This window comes from Bradyrhizobium sp. USDA 4449, from assembly GCF_054056275.1.
Genome location: NZ_JBSRYD010000001.1, coordinates 1609240 through 1628484, shown reverse-complemented (window position 1 = coordinate 1628484; position 19245 = coordinate 1609240). Strand labels below are relative to the sequence as shown.

Sequence of the window (19245 nt, the reverse complement as noted above, 5' to 3'; positions counted from 1 at the left end):
ACGTTGTCGCAGGTGGCAGGCGGAATGCCGGATACCACGACCCCAGCAACGCGATGGAATTGCAGCAGAGCCCAGCGCTGAAGAATGGACCTGCGATCCCGGCGGTGGTCGCGGCCGATCGCATCGTCGAGACCAGCATTCCCGCCCGGCTCGATGCGCTGCCCTGGAGCGGCTTTCATACCCGCGTGGTGCTGGCGCTCGGCATCACCTGGATCCTCGACGGGCTCGAGGTGACGCTGGCCGGTGCGCTCTCGGGCGCTCTGAAGCAGAGCCCGACGCTGCACTTCTCCAACCTCGATCTCGGCATCGCCAATTCGGCCTATCTTGCCGGTGCCGTGCTCGGCGCGCTCGGCTTCGGCTGGCTGACCGATCGCATCGGCCGAAAAAAATTGTTCTTCATCACGCTCGCACTTTATCTCTCCGCGACGGCCGCAACCGCGCTGTCGTGGGATATCGCAAGCTACGCGCTGTTCCGTTTCCTCACTGGCGCCGGCATTGGCGGTGAGTACACGGCGATCAACTCGACGATCCAGGAGCTGGTGCCTGCGCGCTATCGCGGCTGGACAGATCTGGTCATCAACGGCAGCTTCTGGATCGGCGCGGCGATGGGCGCCGTCGCAGCCATCGTGCTCCTCGACCCGGCTGTGATCAGCCCGGATCTCGGCTGGCGCCTCGCTTATCTCATCGGCGCGACCATCGGCCTCGTCGTGCTGTTGATGCGGATGTGGATTCCGGAAAGCCCGCGCTGGCTGATGATCCATGGCCGCCCGGACCAGGCCCATGAGATCGTCGACGACATCGAGCGTTCGGTGATCGGACGCGATCAGGAGACGAGCGACCGGTGCTTCCCCAAGATGCGGTTAAAGATGCGCGATCACACCCCGATCAGCGAAGTCGTGCACACGCTGTTTGGCACTTATCGGCAGCGCGCGCTCGTCGGCCTCGCGCTGATGGTCGCCCAGGCTTTTTTTTACAATGCGATCTTCTTCACCTTTGCGCTGGTGTTGACGGATTTTTATGACATCAGCGCCGATCACGTCGGCTGGTACCTGCTGCCGTTTGCCGCGGGAAATTTCCTCGGTCCGCTGCTGCTCGGCCGTTTGTTCGACACGCTCGGCCGGCGCGCCATGATCATGTTCACCTATGGCGTCTCGGGCCTGCTGCTGGCACTGTCCGGCTATCTGTTCTCGATCGGCGCATTGAGTGCGCAGGGGCAGACCATCGCCTGGATGGTGATCTTCTTCTTTGCCTCGCCCGCCGCGAGTGCGGCCTATCTCACCGTCAGTGAGACGTTCCCGCTCGAAGTGCGCGCGCTGGCGATCGCGGTGTTCTATGCGGTCGGCACCGGCATCGGGGGCGTCGTTGGTCCCGCGCTGTTCGGCGCGCTGATCGATACGGGGTCACGCAACAGCGTGTTCGCCGGTTATCTGCTGGGGGCATTCCTGATGATCGCGGCTGCGATCGTGGCGTGGCGCTACGCCATCTCCGCGGAACGGAAATCGCTCGAACAAATCGCGCGGCCGCTCGCTTCTATGGAGTAGACTATGAAATCGGAACTCGCTGAACTGGAACAGAACCGCGCCATGCCGGATGAAGAAGCGCCCGACGCCGTGCCGGTGCCTCATGCACTCGTCCCGCATCTCAACGAAACCGCGATCCTCCTCGATATCGACGGGACGCTGCTCGATCTGATGCCGACGCCGCGCGAGGTGTGGGTGCCGCCGGGCCTGTCGGAGACGCTGAACCGGCTAGCGGAGCGCACCTCGGGCGCGCTGGCGATGGTCAGCGGGCGTTCGCTCAACGACATCGACCTGATCTTCGCGCCCGACGTCTTTCGCGCCGTTGCCGGTCACGGTGCGGAAATGCGCCTGTCGGTCGGCAACGAAGCCGACGACGTGCACGCGCCGCCGATGGACAAGGAGCTGAAGCGCCGGCTGGCGGCGATCGCAAAGCTCAGCCCCGGCATTCTGCTCGAGGACAAGGGCTATTCGCTCGCGCTGCATTACCGCCTCGCGCCCCACGCCGAAAAGGCGATCTACGAAGCCGTCTCGCTGATCCGGGCGGATCTGCCCAATGCGCCGATCGAAATATTGCCCGGCAAGTTCGTTTGCGAGATCAAGCATTCCGGTTTCACCAAGGCGACTGGCGTGCGCGAGCTGATGAAGCATGAGCCATTCAGGGGGCGCCGTCCGATCTTCATTGGCGACGACGTCACGGATGAAACCGTATTCGCCATCATGCCGGACATGAACGGTCTTTCTTTCTCCGTGGGTCGGCGCGCCGTCGGAGTCAACGGTCACTTCGATGCGCCGAACGATGTGCGCGCGTTCCTTGCGCGCCTGCTCGACGATACAAGGCTGCAATAAGGCAGCATCACCGCGCAGCCACATTGTCTCGCGGGGCAGTTCCTTGCGTGCACCATTCATGCTGCGCGAAATCTGTCTTTCTCGAATGAAATCGCCGGGTTCCCTCAAGAAAACTGGTTCCAACGCACGCGCCTGACTTTGGTTTCATTTCGTAGAAATGATGACCGGAACCATATTGATGAACGGCAGTTAAACGGGTGGAATGAACAGGAGGGGACGACCTGTGAACTTGGTTGTCGTTTCAAATCGAGTTGCCCGCGGTAAGCCTAACGAGCCGATGACGGGTGGCCTCGCTGCCGCATTGCTTCCCGTCGTGGAGCATTCGGGGGCCATCTGGGTGGGTTCCTCCGGTCGCGTGCGCGACGGCCATCAGAAGGAACCGTTCGCCGAGATCGAAGCGCTGGGTTCCGGCGCGATTGCCACGCTGGATCTGCCGTCGGCACATTACGGCGGCTATTACGAAGGGTTCGCAAACTCGGCGCTGTGGCCGGCATTGCATTCGCGCAGCGATTTGATCCGCGTCTCGCGCGACGACTATGTCAGCTATCGCGAGGTCAACGCGTTCATGGCGCGTGCCCTGATGCGCTTCCGAAAAGCCCGGACTGCGTTTTGGGTGCAGGATTATCATTTCCTCGCGCTCGGCGCGGAGCTGCGCGATCTCGGCGTCGATGACCCGATCGGCTTCTTCCTGCACACGCCCTGGCCGGTTACTGCGGTGATGCAGGGCGTGCCCAATCATCGCGAGCTGATTACGGCGATGCTGGCTTACGACCTGCTCGGTTTCCAGACCGAAGCAGACTGCGAGAATTTCCTTGCCTACGCCGGCGCTGAACTTGGTCTCGTCGTCGAGGACGGCGTCGTGCTCTCGCAGTACGGCCGCACGCGCTGCGAAGTGTTCCCGATCGGCATCGACGCGGAGAAGTTCGCCGCCTATGCCGCGAAGTCGGCCTCGCATCCCGACGTCTCGCGGCTGCGTCGCAGCCTCAATGGTGAGCGGCTCGCGATCGGCGTCGACCGGCTCGATTATTCCAAGGGTCTAGTCAACCGCATCAGCGCGTTCGATCGGCTCTGGACCGACCAGCCGCAGTTCGCGCGAAGCATCTCGCTGCTGCAGATCGCCAACCCGTCGCGCGGCGGCATCGAGGCTTATGGCAATCTTCAGAACGACGTCGCGCGCCTCGTCACCGACGTGAACGGCCGCCATGGCGAGGTTGACTGGACGCCGATCCGCTACCTCAACAAGGGCTTCAGCCAGGCTGTTCTCGCGGGCCTGTATCGCACGGCGCAGATCGGGGTGGTGACGCCGTTGCATGACGGCATGAATCTCGTTGCCAAGGAATATGTCGCCGCGCAGAACCCGGCCGATCCCGGGGTTCTGGTGCTGTCGAAATTCGCCGGAGCGGCCAATGAGCTCGATACCGCGCTGCTGGTCAATCCGCATGACATCGACGGCATGGCCCGTGCGATCGCGATCGCTGCCGCGATGCCGCTCACCGAGCGCAAGATGCGCTGGGACGCGATGATGAAGACGTTACGCGGACACACCATCCAGCAATGGTCGTCGGATTTCGTCGCCGAGCTGGAGAAGTGCCGCACCGGGAAGATCGCTGCTGCGCCGCTCGCCGCACAGCCGCCGCAGGCGCTGCGCTGGCTGAAGTCGGCGATCTCGGGTGTGCGATTGATCTAAGCGCGCCTGCGACCTCTCCTCGTTCTTGCGGGGAGCGGTAAGCCTCAATAGCAATACGACACGCCATCCAGAATCGCGCATTGCCGTTTGTTCGGCGCGTTCGGATCATCCATCGGCACCATGCCTTTGCCCTGTCCGACGAACACGCCTGGCCCGATATGCACGGAGCTCTTGTTGCCGATGATCACGCTCTGGTGCGGCGTGGAGCTGGAGCGGGTCCCGTCTGGCCAGAGGATGGCATCGCCTGAAAGCACCCCGCGCCGCCCGTCATCGCACGTCACGTCGACGCCCTGTCGGATGCAGGCCTGTGCGTTGGCGGACGCTGTAACGGTCGCATCAAGGGCCAAAATCAGGCTCAACCCGGCGATGGTCTTGCGGATGGTCATGGCGTCCCCGGTCCTGTTTGGCGATTTCAAGTGAATCGTCGCACCAAACCCTCCCTCGGTTCAGCCAAAAGATGCTTCCGGGCGGTCGCGCGTCAGCCGAGAATCGTTTGTAAATACAATGAGTTGCAGAAAATTCACCCGATTTCCCCGCGATCCCTTGCAAAATGACCGGCGCCCCTTCAAGAGAGGGGCGCTCCGGAGAGATGGCCGAGTGGCTTAAGGCGCACGCTTGGAAAGCGTGTGTGCGGGAAACCGTACCGTGGGTTCGAATCCCACTCTCTCCGCCATTGGCGCGGTGTCCAGCCCGGAGACATCGGTAACAGGTCGTACCTAAGACATGGCTGACAACCTCGTGCCGAACGGGGGGCAGGGTTTTGCGCTCCAGGTCGAAGTCATTTCTGGCAGGCCGGCATGGCAGCGCGTTGAGCCCCGGTAGCGCTCGGCACGGCAGTTGTCACCTATCTCCCGGGTCGCTCAGAGTCGGTACGCTACACCGCAATTCACGCGCTTGGGGAGCCGTGGACGCGCTCATCTAAACGTTTCTCTCGTCATTGCCGCTGGAGCGAAGCTCCGGAACGTCGATCAGGCAGCGGTCGCTGGCCAGGGGACACCGGGCAGCGTAAGCACAGCCGCTTGGCCGCGTGAAGAGGCTTGGTGGTTCGCTGGTTTCGATCGCGCCGAGGATCCGCTTCGATGGATCCGGCAGCGGAATGGCTGCGATGAGCGAGCGTGTGTAAGGATGCAAGGGATGATCCAGGACGGTCCGCGTCCTGCCTCGCTCCACGACGCGACCCATATACATCACGACGACGCGCTCGCTGATCTGTCCGATCACGCCGAGGTCGTGGGAAATGAAGAGCATCGACAGCCGCAGCTGCTCACGCAGGTCCATCATCAGATTCAAGACCTGCGCCTGCACGGATACGTCGAGGGCCGAGACCGGCTCGTCGGCGACGACGATGGACGGCGTAGGCAGGATGGCGCGGGCGATACCGGCCCGCTGACGCTGCCCGCCGCTCAGCTCGTAGGGATAGCGAGCGGCGAAAGACGGGTTCAAACCGACGGCCGCCAACGTCTCGGCGATCATGGCGCTTCGCTCGGCACGATCCCTGAAGATGCCGTTGATGTCTCCGGCCTCGGCCACCGAGTCCCCGATCGTTCGCCGCGGATTGAGCGATGCGTAGGGGTCCTGGAAAACCATCCGGACGTTCAGATGCATCGCGCGCCGGACGGTCCCGCCGGCGCCGATTGCATCGACGCCCTTGAACCTGATGCTGCCGCTGTTGGCCTGGACCAGCCCGACAATGGCCCTGCCTAGGGTGGTTTTGCCGCAACCGGATTCACCGACGATCCCGAGCACCTCGCCCTCGGCCAACGAGAGCGACACACCGTCGACGGCCTGCACCCGGTATTTCCGGCCGGCGCGCCTGACGGCGAAGGAAACCTTGAGATCCCGCACGTGCAGAATGTCGTCCCCGCTCACGCCGGTTCTCCACCTTTCAACGGGAAGGCGCAGAGCACGTCGTGCCCTTGCGAGACCTGGACGCGGGACGGGGCCATCACGTGGCACTGTTCGCGCGCGGCTGCGCAGCGCGGAGCAAAAACGCAGCCCGCCGTTATCGCGCCGGGCGCCGGCGGCTGACCCGATACGGTTGGCAGGCGACGCGCGCCGGCGTTTCGCGACGGCATGCAGTCCATCAATCCACGCGTATAGTGGTGGCGGGGACTGCCGAAAACCGCATCGACCCCTGCGGTTTCCACGATCCGGCCGGCATACATGACGGCCACGCGGTCCGCGAGTTGCGCAATCACGCCCATGTCGTGGGTGATGAACAAGATCGCCATCTCGAGCCGTCCGCAGAGCTCGCGCAGGAGGCCCAGAATTTGGACCTGAATGGTGACGTCCAAAGCGGTGGTCGGCTCGTCGGCGATGAGAACCTGAGGCCTGCAGGCCAGCGCAATCGCGATCATGACCCGTTGGCGCTGACCGCCGGACAATTGATGCGGGTAGGCGGCCAGCTGCATTCCGGGGTCGGGCATGCGCACCAGTTCGAGAAGCTCGCGCGCCCGGGAGAGCGCCGCGGCAGCGGAGACTTTGTCATGCACCCGCACGGCTTCGACGATCTGATCGCCAATCCGGCGAACCGGGTTCAGCGAGGTCATCGGCTCCTGAAAGATCATGGCCGTGCGACCGTGCCCCGCTTCGACGCGCTGCCAGGGCTGCAATTGGATCACGTCGCGGCCGTCGAGCTCGACCCGCCCGGCGCGAACCCGCGGACCGGGCTGCGGCAGCAAGCCCATGACCGCGAGCGAGGTCATGCTCTTGCCGCAGCCGGACTCGCCGACGAGACCGAGTATCTCGCCCTTGGCCACGTCAAAGGATACACCGGCGACGATGTCGACCGGTTCGGTCGCCGGCCCCGATGACACCGTGAGATCTCGAACCGTCAGCACGGCCTAGCCCTTCTCGCCAAAGACTTGACGGAACCGCGGATCGAGCCGGTCGCGCAAGGCGTCGCCGACCAGGTTCAGAGAGAATGCCGTCGCCACGATCATCATGCCCGGGAAAAAAAGCAGCCAGGGAGCGCGCGTGATGAAGGTGCGGGATTCCGCCAGCATGTTGCCCCAGCTCGGAATTTCCGGCGGGGCGCCGAGGCCGAGAAAATCGAGTGACGCCGCGCCAAGCTGCGCAAACGCAAAGACGAAGCTCGCCTGGACGAGAAGCGGCGAGATCAGGTTCGGCAGGATGTGCTTGCCGATGAGCCATATCGTCCCGGCGCCCATGCTGCGGGATGCCTCGACATAGGTTTCGGCGCGCAGGCGCAGCGTCAGGCCGTAAACGATGCGCGTCGTTGTCGTCATGTAGCCGAGCCCGATGGCGAGAATGGCATTTGTCAAACTCGGCCCCAGTATGACGATCAGCCCGAGCGCGAGCAGCAGCGTCGGGAACGCCATCAGGACGTCGACCATCCGCATCAGCAGATGACCAAGACGGGGGAAAAGGGCCGACAGAATGCCGACCGGCACGCCCGTCGCGAGGGCGAAGAGCACCACGCCAGATCCGATCAGCAGCGCCATTCGCGCAGAGTGGATGACGCGTGACAGGGTGTCCCTGCCGAACTGGTCGGTTCCGAACCAATGGATCGCGTTCGGCGGCGTCAGGCGGATCACCGGATCGATGGCATTGGGATCGTAAGGCGACAGCCAGGGTGCAAAGAGCGCAGCGAGCACCGTCGTCGAGAGGATGCCCAGTCCCGCCAGCGCGATCGGGCGGGCGATGAATGGCTTCAGCCAAACGATCGCGGCGTCGCGGCTCATTGCAGTTCAACCCTGGGATCGAGCACACGGTAGCTGAGGTCGACAAGCAAGTTGATCAGCAGATAGGCGACGACGATGACCAGGATGACGCCCTGAATCACCGGGTAGTCGCGGCGCAGGATCGATTGAACGACGAGGCGGCCGATGCCCGGCAGGGCAAACACGGTTTCCGTCACCACGGCTTCGGAGAGCAGCGCCGCGAAGGTGAAGCCGAATGCCGAGACGACGGCCAACAGCGCATTGCGCAGGATGTGTCGGCGCACCACCTGCCATGGCCGGATTCCCTTGGCTCGGGCAGTGCGCACGTAATCCTCGCGCGAGACATCCAGCATGCTGGCGCGCGTCAGCCGCAGGATCAGCGCGGCATTCGGAGCCGCCAGCGCCAGGCTGGGAAGAACGAGATAGCGCAGGTTGATCACGCCGCCTTCGAAGATCGACGGATAGCCGGAGCTCGGAAACCAGCCGAGCCAGGCGGCAAAGATCAGGATCAGATAGAGCCCGACCCAGAACGTTGGGATCGAGGCCATCAGCATCGCCGCGCCCGACAGGCCCTGGTCAAGCCAGGTGCCGTGCCGGACTGCTGCAATCACCCCGACCGGGACCCCGATCAAGGCGACCCAGATCATCGTCAAAGTGGCGAGCAGGACGCTGGTTTCGGCGCCATCGGCGATCACCGAAGTGACGGGCGCCTGGAAGAAGATCGATCGCCCGAGGTCGCCCTCGAGCACGTGGCCCGCCCAGGTCAGATATTGCAGGATGATCGGTTGATCGAGACCGAGCTGATGCCGCAATGCGTCGATCTGGTCGGGCGTCGCGGTGTCGCCGAGCAAGACATAGATGGGGTCGCCGGGCACGACATGGATGAAGGCGAAAATCATGACCGACGCCGCCACGAGCGTCACCGCCGTCGTTCCCGCGCGCTTGAGTGCAAATGACCACATGTGATTGTGCGGCTGATCAACGGCGACGACGCGCGACGATTGCGGGCGCTCATCGTCCCCAGGGCTTTCGTCCCGCGCTCCCTATTTCGCCGATACGTTCCAGAAGGCGGGGCCGTTCGGATTGAGCCCCTTGAGCTTGGGCGAGGCGATGTCATAGGTGTAGGCATCGCCCACCTTCATGACCGGCACCTGATCATAGATCAGCGCCTGGATCTTGTCCCATGTCGCCTTGCGTGCGGCCGGATCGGTCGAGCTGATCAACTCTGTCCGAAGCGAGCTGATCTCGGCGCTGTCCCACCAACCGGGATAACTCGCATTCAGGAATGTGAGGAGCAGCGGGTCGGCCGAGAACGAATGGTGGGTGACAAAGATGTCCCATTGTTCGGGCTGGCCTCGCATCTTCAGGAGGGTCGCCCAATCGACGACCATCATCTGAACATTGATTCCGGCGTCGGCCAGCTGGCGGGTGAAGACGGAGGCTTCGTCATAATGCGCCTGGTAGTTCGTCGAGACCAGGAGGCGGATGGGAGACCCCGTGTAGCCCGCCTGCTTGGCGAGCTCCGCGGCCTTCTTTGGATCGTGAGGGCTGTAGCTGGCGACACCCTCGCTCGAGTACCAAGGCGTGCCCTTGGGGAAGATCGATCCCTCGGCATTCCAGAGGTCCTTGGGGCCGAAGGCCACGCGCAGGGCCTGCGACTTGTCAAGCGCGGTCTGGATGGCGAGGCGGAGCTTGTAATTCTCCTTCAGGATGCCCTGCTTGGAGTTCATGAAGAACAGGCCGAAGATCGGCGCATTGGTCCGCTGCACCTGGACCGACGCGTCCTTGCTCAGCGATTCGTAGAGATCGCCGGAGATCATTTCCGCATAGTCATAGTCGCCCGCCTGCACGCCGCTCACCCGCGTGCCGACATCGGGCACCGGGATGAACCGGATCTTGTCGAACACGGCGACGCGGGCGCCGGCGAAGCCGTCGGCCTTGTCCTTCACCGGCTTGTAGCCGTCGAATCTCTCGACCTCGACATACCGGTTCGGCCGCCACTCCACAAACTTGTAGGGACCGGTGCCGATATAGTCCTTCTGCTCGATCGGTCGATTGCCGGCATTGGTTGCAACCTCTTCCGGATAGATCGCGAGCCCGCCATTGACGTCCGCAACGAGTGTCTTCCAGGCGCCATTCGGTGCCGACAATTTCAACGTGACCTCGTAAGTCCCGGTCGCCTCGACGGAACTGGCCGTCGCCATCAGGAGCTTGCCCCGTGCGCCGTAATTACCCCAGCGCGTCATCGAGGCGACGACGTCCTTCGCGGTCATTTCCTTGCCGTTGTGGAAGAGAACGCCCTCGCGGAGCTTGATGACGATGGTCCGTCCGCCGTCGTCCTCGCGAGCGCTCTCGGCCAGCAGCGGGCGTGGCGTGTAGGTCGAGTCCAGCGCATACAGCGTCTCGAACACGTGGCGGCCGATGACGGATGCGACGTCCGCTGTCGTCAACATGACATCGAGCGGCGGCGGCTCACCGACGGTGGCTTCTCGAAGCAGTGTGGCGGCGCTCGCCTGCGTCATCAGGAGCAAGGCGGCGGTTAACCCGACGGCGCCACGCGCCAAAACATTGAGAGCGCGTCTCATGTTCACCACTCCCGTTTGGTCCACCGCCATCGCAGGCAGCGGACATGCTGCAGCCATGGGTGCCGCAACACGTTATCCTTTGTTTGAAAGCTACATACAGGATATGCTAGCTTTCAAGCCCAAAATTGCCTGGATTGTTCGAAAGGCGAACCGCGGCCGGGCCTGTTTAGTAAGTTTCTTACGAGAGCTCCCGGCCAACGGGCGCGGGTCGATGTGGGGTCGAGGAAGGCGGGCAATGCCGCGCGCGAAGCGAATTCACCCGGCGAGAACCGCTCGAACGGCGGCAGCGACCCAGCCGAGCCCCGAGGAATTGGTCCTAGGCGATATCCTCTCCGTCATCAGACAAAGTGCGCCGGGTCTCAGCCCATCGGAGCAACGCGTCGCGACGGTAGTTCTGGCTGATGTCGAATTTGCCATTCACGCCAGCAATTCCGAGCTCGCCCACCGCGCCCGCGTCAGCGAACCCACCGTCACGCGGTTCAGTCGCTCTGTCGGTTGCCGCGGCGTCCGTGACTTCAAGGTCAGGCTGGCGCAAGCCATGGCGGTTGGACGGATCTACATCGAGCCACCCCCGCATGTCGGGACGGATCTGGCGCGACCGGCGCTCTGGCGTTCGGTGTTTCAGGAAATCCGTCGCGCCATTGCGGCTGCCGAAGAAGGGCTGGCGAGAGAGGATATCGAGAAGGCCGCCGAAGCCATCTCCCGCTGTTCGAAGCTTGCCGCCTTCGGCGTAGGCGGCGGCTCGACGCTCGCTGCAGCAGAGGTTCAGAATCGGTTCTTTCGCCTTGGCATCGCCGTCTCCCACGCCTCCGATCCCCGGTTGATGCGCATGATCGCGGCGACGCTCGGCCAGGACGATGTCGTCGTTGCGATTTCGACGACCGGGATGGCGAAGGAGGTGATCGAGGCCGCGGCCATTGCCAGGCAATATGGCGCCCTTGTCGTCGCGATCACCAAGCCGCGAAGTCGGCTGGCTTCAATCGCCGATATCGTGCTGGGCGTACACGTGCCCGAGGCGCCTGACGCGCTCAAGCCGACCGCCTCGCGCTATGCCATTCTCGCTGCCATCGACCTGCTCGCCGCCTCGACCGCCTATTGCAAGCCGCTCGAGGCGCAGGCCCGCATGCGGCGGATCAAATACGAGTTGCTGAAGGGCACGGATGGCAACTCGAATGGGCCGCTCGGCGATTGAAGCTGCGCGGCTGCCACCGGTTACGATCGCAATCCGCCTGCAACTCCGAATGCGCTACAAAACAACAAGGCGTCTCATTGGTGGAACGACATGGATTTGCTGGCACTCGCCGATTTCAACCTCGTCGCGCGGCACGGAGGCTTCGGGCGGGCCGCCCGGGCGTCTGGACGGCCGAAGGCGACGCTCTCTCGCCGCGTCTCCGAACTGGAGAGCAGCCTTGACCTGCGTCTCTTCGAGCGCGGAACGCGCACGTTGAAGCTCACGCAGGAAGGGCGTGCGCTTCATGAGCGGACCGCTGCGTTGCTCGCCGAACTTGATGACACGACGGCGTCGATCTCGTCTGGTAGCGACAAGCCGCGAGGCAGGCTGCGGGTCAGTGCACCCCTGCTCTTCTCGCAGACAGCAATGGGAAAGCTCGCCGCCGGCTTCGCGCTGAAATACCCCGATGTCCGGCTCGAGGTCACGACGGAGGATCGTTCCGTCGACATGATCGAGGAAGGCTACGACCTCGTGATCAGGGTCAATCCGGATCCGGATGAAACGCTCGTCGGACGGGTTCTGATGCGGGACCGGCTGGTGGTCGTCGCCGGCCCCGACCTGAGGAGGCCGAAGGCCGATCGCGCCGTTCCGGCCGTCGTGCGGGGGGCAGGTGATCTGAACCCTGCCTGGGACGTGACTGCACGGGGCAGGAAAGTCCGGATCACGACCGCTCCGGTGCTTCGCCTGTCGTCGCTCATCATGATTCGCGATGCTGTCCGCGCCGGCGTCGGCGCCGCCCGCCTCCCGGTGTCGCTCGTCAGTCACGATCTGAGCGCCGGCAGGCTCATCCATTGGGGCGATGTCGAGGGACCGGAAATCGCGCTCTGGGCGCTTTACCCGTCACGCAGATTGCTGAGCGCCCGCGTGTCGGCGTTTCTCGATTTCTTGAAGAATGCCTTCCCCTCCGGCACGCCCGAGGAACTCGCGGCTTTCATCGATTAGGACGCGGCCTCGCCCGCGGCATCTCAGCCCGGCGAAGAGCTTTTCGGTGACCTGTGGTGGCGCAGGACGTGAGCCACGTCCGCATCCGCTACATGGGGCTTGGTTCGATGAAACGGCATCAATTGTTCGGAAACGCGGCCAGCAGCCGGCCGGCGCCCGAGATGTTCGGGCCGTTCTTGCCCGAGCATCCCTGAAAATCGTCGTAGTTGGTCGGTTCGAAATGAATGTGGTCTTTGACCAGCTTGCCGTGTTCGGAATCGATCGCCCAGCCGATCAATCCGATGTGCATGTGCTCCAGATAGCGCACCAGGGACAGGGCGATTTCAGGCAGCGGTCCATCGACGCAACCGTTCGTCTCGACTGCATTCCATTCGGTGGCGATGATCGGATAGCTGGCGGCGTCCCGACCAAAGTGCGCGCTGAAATAGGATTCCGGCGTCGCCGTCGGCTCCTTCTTCAAGCCGTCCAGGTAAGGATGGACGGCCAGGGCGAGCCGATCGGGAAGGGAGTCGTGCACGAGCGGGAACAGGTCATTCGTCCATTGCGCGTAGCCCAGTCCATCCAACAGCAGGATGTTGCGAGCCCCCATCGCTCTGAACATATCGACGAGGACCTGCATTTCGCTCGCCCATTCCTTGCGCGCCTCATCCCAGTCGGCCCGGCACGGCTCGTTGAACAGTTCGAACATCACGCCGGGATCATCGATGAGAGACGGAGCAAGCGTCTTCCAGGCCCGCGTCGTGCTGTCGTTGGGCATGCAAGGCAGGTTCGGCACGCCATTTTCGCCCTGTGCGTCCATGTTCGGAATGACGACAAGGCCGCCGGCGCGTGCCTGCCGAATGACCTTCAGCACCTCGTCACGATAGGCCGCCGAGTAGATGGCTGATTGTGGATCAAGTCCAGGCTGACTGATGGTCAGGCGAATCGCCTGAGCACCAAAGACGTTCTTGATCGCCCCGATTTCCGCCGGCCCCCAATACTGGCGCACTTGCTTCGCCGATTCCTGCAGGGACGCGGACTCGTAATTGCCGAGCGGTCGATTGAGCGCTTCGACATCGATCCCCTTGGGCAGCCACGGCTTGCCGTCGAGAAAGAACTCGCGGCCCTTGAGCGTGACGTTCTGGGCAGCGAAAGCGGTGGGCGGCGCAAACAGGGTGAATGCGAGGCTCAATCGTGCGAGAGCCCGCAACATGATGGCAAGGTTGGGCGGCAGCACCATTTTCTTGTACATCGATCAGGGCTTTCCCCACAGCGACGTTGCACGCGCCATGGTGCCGAACTCGCATGTACGGGGGATGAATGCGGGCCGGCGGCCGACCATAGCCGTGCGGGATCATGCGGACGCGCCTGGAGACGATGGTCTGACCTGTTCCCATTTCATCCAAATTGATTCAGGTTTTAGCCAATTCGCCAACAATCGTTAGGGTTACTTCCTCGATGTCTAAGCGAATTATTGTCCGCTTTACCCCCCGCCTCTAACAGAGAAGGGACGGACAACGCACATGCCTCATACAGGCCAATGAGTGCGGCCCGCTCCATGCGGAGGTGGTACGATGCGCAACGAGACGATCGCTATTCACGCCGGCTATGAGCCCGAAGCCACCACGCACGCGGTCGCCGTGCCGATCTACCAGACCGCCGCCTACGCCTTCGACAGCGCCGACCACGGCGCGGCGCTCTTCAATCTCGAGGCCGAAGGTTTCCGTTACAGCCGCATCGCCAATCCGACCAGCGCCGTGCTTGAGAAGCGCATCGCACAGCTCGAAGGTGGTGTCGGTGCACTCGCGGTTGCGACCGGCCAGGCAGCGCTGCACTTCGCCCTGGTCAATGTCGCCGACCACGGCGGCAACATCGTGTCCGTGCCGCAGCTCTACGGCACGACGCACACGCTGCTCTCCCACATTCTCCCGCGCCAGGGCATCACGGGCCGCTTCGCCGAGAGCGACGCGCCTGATGCAATCGCAAAGCTTATCGACGAGAACACCCGCGCCGTGTTCGCCGAGACCATCGGCAATCCCGCCGGGAATGTTTGCGACATCGAGGCGCTGGCCAAGGTCGCGCATGCGCATGGCGTGCCGCTGATCGTCGACAACACGGTTGCCACGCCCATCCTGCTCAAGCCGTTCGATTACGGTGCGGATATCGCCGTGCACTCGCTGACCAAGTTCCTGGGCGGCCACGGCACCACGCTCGGCGGCGCCATCGTCGATTCCGGCAACTTCCCCTGGGCTGCGCATGCTGACCGCTTCCCGGCCTACAATGAGCCGGACGCGTCCTATCACGGCCTCGTCTATGCCGAGCGCTTCGGCAAGACCGCCTATATCGAGCGCGCGCAGCGTCTATCAGCGCACGATGGGCTCGGTGCTGTCGCCGTTCAACGCCTTCCTGCTGCTCCAGGGCATCGAGACCGTGGCGCTGCGCATGGAGCGCCACTGCGAGAACGCCCGCAAGGTCGCCGAATTCCTGCGCAAGGATCCCCGCGTCGCCTGGGTGAACTACACGGGCTTCCCGGACAGCCCATACTATCCGCTGGTCCAGAAATACCTCGGCGGCAATGCTTCATCGCTGTTCACGTTCGGCATCAAGGGGGGCATGGAAGCCGGCAAGACCTTTTATGACGCGCTGAAGCTGATCACTCGCCTTGTCAACATTGGTGATGCCAAGTCGTTGGCCTGCCACCCGGCTTCGACCACGCACCGGCAAATGCCGCCGGAGCATCAGCGCATCGCCGGAGTGCTGCCCGAAACCATCCGCCTCTCGATCGGGATCGAGCATGCCTCCGACATCATCGAGGACATCGACCAAGCCTTGGAAAAGGCCTGCCCGGCTGCGCGTCTCGAGGCCGCGGAGTAGGCAAACGGTCGATGAGCGTCTTGATCGCCAGGGATCAAGGTATCGCAAGCCCGGCGCTGGTTCCGGCAGAGGGTGATCTCGCGCGCGATCGCGGCGGCGCCGAGTTGACCATCGGGTTGATCAACAATATGCCCGATGCGGCGCTGAAGGCGACCGAGCGGCAGTTCATGAGACTGCTCCAGGCTGCCGCAGGGTCGCGCCGCATCCGCTTCCGTTGCTTTTCGTTGCCGTCGGTCAAGCGCTCGCCGGAAGCGAAATGGCATGTCGAGAGCGAATATTGCGATCTCTCCGATCTCAGGCGTCAGAAATTCGACGGGCTGATCGTGACTGGCGCCGAGCCGGTCGCACCTGAGCTCGACCAGGAGCCGTACTGGCGCGATCTCACCGAGCTGATCGACTGGGCCAGGATCAATACGCGTTCGACGATCTGGTCATGCCTCGCCGCCCATGCGGCGGTGCTGCATCTTGATCGCATCGGACGACGGCGGCTGCCGTCCAAATGTCACGGCATCTTCGACTGCGAGACGGTGAACAGTGACGCATTGACGCGCAATGCGCCGGCGCCGCTCAAGGTCTCGCATTCACGCTTGAACGAAGTCACGGAGCACGATCTCGCGCGGGCCGGCTATCAGGTGCTGACCCGGTCGGCCCGGGCCGGCGTCGACATCTTCGTCAGGCAATACGCCAGCCGGTTCGTGTTCTTCCAGGGCCACCCTGAGTATGACGCGCTCTCGCTGCAGCGGGAATATCTGCGTGACATCGGCCGCTACCTGGCCAGGGAGCGCGAGGTCTATCCCGCGCTGCCGGTGGGCTATTTTGACGCAGCGACCGAAGCGAAGCTGGCGCGCTTCGAAAAGCGCGCCAAGCACCAGCGCCATCCTGCGCTGACCAACGAGCTGCCCGCACTGACTTTGCGTACGGACATTGCCGCAGGCAGCGCCGCCGCAGCGCTTTTCCGCAATTGGCTGCATTATCTCGGTGCGGACACGGATGCTCCGTTGCTCGCGCGCTGATTTGGGGCCGTTGGTTCCGCGTTGGAATCAGGTTCCGCGTTAGGATTACCCAAGCGTTAAACTTGCCTTCGATGGCGCGCAGATGTTTCAGTATGGAAATATTGGAATCACAGGGAATGCACCCGTGCTGTCGACTCTCAACGGACGCTTGAGCAATCGGCTGGCTCGGCATTTCCGCGCCGCGCCGCACCGTTTGCCGGCCCACGCGCCGATGGTGAGCTTCACCTTCGATGATGCCCCCGATAGTGCGGCAGGCGAGGGCGCCGCGATGCTGGAAGCGCATGGTGGGTACGGCACGTTCTATCTCGCCGGCAGCCTGATTGATCAGCCTGGCGATCATTGGCACGGCCTGTCGAGCGATGCGATCATTCGGTTGCATCGGAGCGGTCACGAGATCGGCTGCCACACGTTTTCGCATCGGCGCGCGGTCGATCTCGACGAGAGCGCGATGGCGCGCGAGATCGAACGCAACCGCAGCTATTTTCTCGGCATCGATTCCTCGATCCGGCTCGAGAATTTCGCTTATCCCTATGGTCTCGCCTCGGTCTGGCGAAAGCCGCAACTCGCCAAGACCTTCCGCTCGGCGCGCGGTATTCTTCCCGGCGTCAACAGCAACGTGATCGATCTCCAGTTCCTGCGCGCTTCGCCGCTGGTCAATTGCGAGATCGATGCTGATGGCGTCGACCGCTATTTTGACGAGGCGGTCGCAAGCGGCGGCTGGCTGATCTTTTACGGCCATGATGTCGTCGACGCACCGAGCCCCTATGGCTGCACCCCGGCGCTGCTGCGTCATGCGCTGAAGGCCGCCGCGACGCGCGGCATGCCGATTGTGACGGTCGCCGAGGCCCTGCGCAGGATCGGGGCGTAGCTTTTCGCCTTGCCCCGCTCGAGGGAAAGATGGACTTGCAACGCCAGCCCCGCCATGCGACTGGCGTCGTGACGAATCTCTCGAAACCCCGCGACGCGCCCATGTCCCCCTCTTCAACCGCGCCGGCGCCGTCCGATGGCCGCGATGCGCTGTCCGTGCTGCATTCGGTGTTCGGCCTGCCGGGCTTTCGCGGGGCACAGGGCGAGATCGTCAGGCACGTCACCGATGGCGGCAATTGCCTGGTGCTGATGCCGACCGGCGGCGGCAAGTCGCTATGTTATCAATTGCCGTCGCTGTTGCGCGAGGGCTGCGGCATCGTGGTCTCGCCGCTGATCGCGCTGATGCGCGATCAGGTCGCGGGTCTGATCGAGGCCGGCGTCAACGCCGCCGCGCTGAACTCGTCGTTGTCTTCGCAGGAAGCCTCGGAGATCGAGCGTCGCCTGATCGCGGGCGATCTCGACCTGCTCTATGTCGCGCCGGAACGTTTGGTGACGCCGCGCTGCCTCTCGATGTTGGCGCAGGCCAAGGTGGCGCTGTTCGCGATCGACGAGGCGCATTGCGTCTCGCAATGGGGCCACGACTTCCGTCCCGAATATGTCGGCCTCTCGATCATCGCGGAGCGGTTTCCCGACGTGCCGCGGATCGCGCTGACCGCGACCGCCGACGAATTGACGCGCAAGGAGATCGTCCAGCGGCTCCAGCTGACGGACAGCCCGCAATTCGTCTCGAGCTTCGACCGGCCCAACATCCGGTACGAGATCGTCGACAAGCGCAATGCGGTGTCGCAGCTCAAGGACTTCATCCGGGAGCGTCATGCCGGCGATGCCGGTGTGGTCTATTGCCTCTCCCGCAATCGCGTCGAGGAGGTCGCCGCCGCGCTGGATGACGCCGGTATTGCAGCGCTGCCCTATCACGCCGGACTGGACGGCAGTGTGCGCTCGCGCAACCAGGATCGCTTCCTCAATGAGGACGGCATCGTCATCGTCGCGACCATCGCCTTCGGCATGGGCATCGACAAGCCGGACGTGCGGTTCGTCGCCCATCTCGACCTACCCAAGAGCATCGAGGCCTATTATCAGGAGACCGGGCGCGCGGGGCGCGACGGCAAGCCGTCCGCAGCCTGGATGGCCTATGGCCTCTCCGACATCGTGCAGCAACGCCGGATGATCGATGAGTCCAGTGGGTCCGATGACTTCAAGCGCGTGTCGATCGGCAAGCTCGATGCGCTGGTCGGTCTCGCCGAGACCGCACAGTGCCGGCGCAGACGGCTGCTTGCCTATTTCGGCGAAACACAGCATGGCGAGAGCTGCGGGAATTGCGACAACTGCCTGACGCCGCCAAAGATGCGCGACGGCAAGGTGCTGGCGCAGAAGCTCCTGTCCTGCGCCTACCGCACCGGACAACGTTTCGGCGCGATGCACCTGATCGACGTGCTGATCGGGCGCCTGACCGAGAAGGTGACGCAGTTCGGCCACGACAAGCTGTCGGTGTTCGGCATCGGGCGCGAGCTCAACGAGAAGCAATGGCGCACCGTGCTGCGACAGCTGGTGGCGATGGGGCATTTGCGGGCCGACAGCGAGGCCTTCGGCGCGCTGAAGCTGACCGACTCTGCGCGCGGCGTCCTGCGCGGCGAGACCGAGGTCTGGCTGCGCGAGGAGGCGCCCTCCGCGCGCGTCCGCGCCGGCCGGACGAAGCCGCGCCGTGGCGATTTGGCGCCTGCGGCCAGTGCGTCGCAGGGCGATGTCGATCCGGAATTGCGTGCGCGCTTGCGGTCCTGGCGCTCGGATGTGGCGCGCGAGCGCGGCGTGCCTGCCTATGTCGTGCTGCACGATGCCACCATCGATGGCATCGTCCGGGCCTGGCCGACCACGCTCGACGAGCTGCGCAACATCCCTGGGATCGGCGACAAGAAGCTCGAGCACTACGGCGAGGAGTTGCTGCAGATCGTCCGGACGCGGTAGGCCGTCCTCCTGCCAACGTCATCATCCCGGGCTCGCGACTTCGTCGCGCCCCGGGA

General features: G+C 63.8%; 15 protein-coding genes, 1 tRNA gene and 1 pseudogene. 10 read left to right on the top strand and 7 right to left on the bottom strand.

The features are described 5' to 3' along the window. Positions 1–53: 53 nt before the first annotated feature. The 3 genes from ACVIIW_RS07770 (at position 54) to ACVIIW_RS07760 (ending at position 4053) form a co-directional block, all read left to right on the top strand. Positions 54–1541 (top strand): MFS transporter, encoded by a 1488-nt coding sequence (locus tag ACVIIW_RS07770; RefSeq protein ID WP_456700205.1) that lies wholly within the window; start codon positions 54–56, stop codon positions 1539–1541. Positions 1542–1544: 3 nt separating this feature from the next. Further along, complete coding sequence (gene otsB / locus ACVIIW_RS07765) at positions 1545–2366, top strand: trehalose-phosphatase (RefSeq protein ID WP_456700204.1); 822 nt, start codon at positions 1545–1547, stop codon at positions 2364–2366. A 223-nt stretch (positions 2367–2589) separates the two neighbouring features. Further along, the gene (locus ACVIIW_RS07760; protein WP_456700203.1) at positions 2590–4053 is read left to right on the top strand and encodes a trehalose-6-phosphate synthase; all 1464 of its coding nucleotides are present in this window, start codon (positions 2590–2592) and stop codon (positions 4051–4053) included. Between the two features lie 44 nt (positions 4054–4097). Here the strand turns inward: ACVIIW_RS07760 and ACVIIW_RS07755 are convergent, their stop codons facing one another. Continuing rightward, positions 4098–4439 (bottom strand): hypothetical protein, encoded by a 342-nt coding sequence (locus tag ACVIIW_RS07755; protein WP_456700202.1) that lies wholly within the window; start codon positions 4437–4439, stop codon positions 4098–4100. Positions 4440–4636: 197 nt separating this feature from the next. Between ACVIIW_RS07755 and ACVIIW_RS07750 the strand changes: the two genes are divergently transcribed. Next, positions 4637–4726, top strand: a tRNA-Ser gene (locus tag ACVIIW_RS07750). A gap of 245 nt (positions 4727–4971) precedes the next feature. Here the strand turns inward: ACVIIW_RS07750 and ACVIIW_RS07745 are convergent. The 5 genes from ACVIIW_RS07745 to ACVIIW_RS07725 form a co-directional block, all read right to left on the bottom strand. Then, complete coding sequence (locus ACVIIW_RS07745) at positions 4972–5922, bottom strand: ABC transporter ATP-binding protein (protein WP_456700201.1); 951 nt, start codon at positions 5920–5922, stop codon at positions 4972–4974. After that, on the bottom strand, positions 5919–6893 hold the full coding sequence (locus ACVIIW_RS07740) for an ABC transporter ATP-binding protein (RefSeq protein ID WP_456700200.1): 975 nt from the start codon (positions 6891–6893) through the stop codon (positions 5919–5921). Before ACVIIW_RS07740 ends, ACVIIW_RS07745 begins: the two co-directional genes overlap by 4 nt. 3 nt (positions 6894–6896) lie before the next feature. Next, entirely contained in the window at positions 6897–7757 is an 861-nt protein-coding gene (locus ACVIIW_RS07735) for an ABC transporter permease (protein WP_456700199.1), read from the bottom strand. Next, on the bottom strand, positions 7754–8698 hold the full coding sequence (locus ACVIIW_RS07730; protein WP_456700198.1) for an ABC transporter permease: 945 nt from the start codon (positions 8696–8698) through the stop codon (positions 7754–7756). The genes ACVIIW_RS07735 and ACVIIW_RS07730 overlap by 4 nt, the downstream gene beginning before the upstream one ends. A gap of 81 nt (positions 8699–8779) precedes the next feature. Then, the gene (locus tag ACVIIW_RS07725) at positions 8780–10321 is read right to left on the bottom strand and encodes an ABC transporter substrate-binding protein (RefSeq protein ID WP_456700197.1); all 1542 of its coding nucleotides are present in this window, start codon (positions 10319–10321) and stop codon (positions 8780–8782) included. Between ACVIIW_RS07725 and ACVIIW_RS07720 the strand changes: the two genes are divergently transcribed. Together ACVIIW_RS07720 and ACVIIW_RS07715 are read left to right on the top strand one after the other, a co-directional pair. Continuing rightward, positions 10320–11513: a MurR/RpiR family transcriptional regulator gene (locus ACVIIW_RS07720; protein WP_456705108.1), complete on the top strand. Its 1194-nt coding sequence runs from the start codon at positions 10320–10322 to the stop codon at positions 11511–11513. The genes ACVIIW_RS07725 and ACVIIW_RS07720 overlap by 2 nt on opposite strands. A gap of 90 nt (positions 11514–11603) precedes the next feature. After that, positions 11604–12494 carry a LysR family transcriptional regulator gene (locus ACVIIW_RS07715; RefSeq protein WP_456700196.1) on the top strand — a complete coding sequence of 297 codons (891 nt, stop codon included), beginning with the start codon at positions 11604–11606 and terminating at the stop codon, positions 12492–12494. Positions 12495–12612: 118 nt separating this feature from the next. On the opposite strand, the gene ACVIIW_RS07710 is transcribed toward ACVIIW_RS07715, so the two are convergent. Further along, positions 12613–13713 (bottom strand): cellulase family glycosylhydrolase, encoded by a 1101-nt coding sequence (locus ACVIIW_RS07710; RefSeq protein ID WP_456700195.1) that lies wholly within the window; start codon positions 13711–13713, stop codon positions 12613–12615. Positions 13714–14047: 334 nt separating this feature from the next. On the opposite strand from ACVIIW_RS07710, the pseudogene ACVIIW_RS07705 reads away from it, so the two are divergent. The 4 genes and pseudogenes from ACVIIW_RS07705 to recQ all read left to right on the top strand — a co-directional run bounded on the left by ACVIIW_RS07705 (position 14048) and on the right by recQ (position 19189). Then, a pseudogene (locus ACVIIW_RS07705) lies at positions 14048–15347 on the top strand (O-acetylhomoserine aminocarboxypropyltransferase/cysteine synthase family protein). 11 nt (positions 15348–15358) lie between these two features. After that, entirely contained in the window at positions 15359–16360 is a 1002-nt protein-coding gene (metA, locus tag ACVIIW_RS07700; protein WP_456700194.1) for a homoserine O-succinyltransferase MetA, read from the top strand. Between the two features lie 124 nt (positions 16361–16484). Continuing rightward, on the top strand, positions 16485–17228 hold the full coding sequence (locus ACVIIW_RS07695; protein ID WP_456700193.1) for a polysaccharide deacetylase family protein: 744 nt from the start codon (positions 16485–16487) through the stop codon (positions 17226–17228). A 101-nt stretch (positions 17229–17329) separates the two neighbouring features. Continuing rightward, the gene (gene recQ, locus ACVIIW_RS07690; protein WP_456700192.1) at positions 17330–19189 is read left to right on the top strand and encodes a DNA helicase RecQ; all 1860 of its coding nucleotides are present in this window, start codon (positions 17330–17332) and stop codon (positions 19187–19189) included. The last annotated feature ends 56 nt before the right edge of the window (positions 19190–19245 follow it).